At 65.2% G+C, this 621-nt stretch carries 1 protein-coding gene; it reads right to left on the bottom strand.

All coding sequences use genetic code 11. The features are described 5' to 3' along the window. Positions 1-621: hypothetical protein (locus HPT30_RS00790; protein WP_175369667.1), on the bottom strand; the 621-nt coding region annotated here is incomplete at both ends.

Genomic DNA, 621 nt, shown 5'->3' with positions numbered 1-621 from the left:
TGTCACCTGTCACTCCGGTCGCTCCTGTGGCCCCGGTCGCTCCTGTTGCACCGGTCGCTCCTGTTGCACCAGTATCACCTGTGGCTCCAGTCACTCCTGTGGCCCCGGTTGCACCCGTTGCTCCAGTGTCACCGGTCGCTCCTGTGGCTCCAGTGTCACCGGTCGCTCCTGTTGCACCTGTGGCTCCAGTGTCACCGGTCGCTCCTGTTGCACCCGTTGCTCCAGTATCACCAGTCGCTCCTGTTGCACCTGTGGCTCCAGTGTCACCTGTTGCTCCGGTCGCGCCGGTCGCTCCTGTGTCACCTGTCGCTCCGGTCGCGCCCGTTGCTCCTGTGTCACCTGTCGCTCCGGTCGCACCCGTTGCTCCTGTGTCACCTGTCGCTCCGGTCGCACCCGTTGCTCCTGTGTCACCTGTTGCTCCGGTCACTCCTGTGGCTCCAGTTGCACCCGTGGCTCCAGTATCACCGGTCGCTCCGGTCGCACCCGTTGCTCCTGTGTCACCTGTCGCTCCGGTCGCACCCGTTGCTCCTGTGTCACCTGTCGCTCCGGTCGCACCCGTTGCTCCAGTATCACCTGTTGCTCCGGTTGCACCGGTCGCTCCTGTGTCACCGGTCGCTCCAG

The sequence above is a fragment of the Paenibacillus agri genome (assembly GCF_013359945.1).
Taxonomy (GTDB): Bacteria; Bacillota; Bacilli; order Paenibacillales; family Paenibacillaceae; genus Paenibacillus_AQ; species Paenibacillus_AQ agri.
The sequence above is the reverse complement of the archived record's forward strand: the minus strand, read 5'-3'. Positions and strand labels throughout refer to the sequence as shown.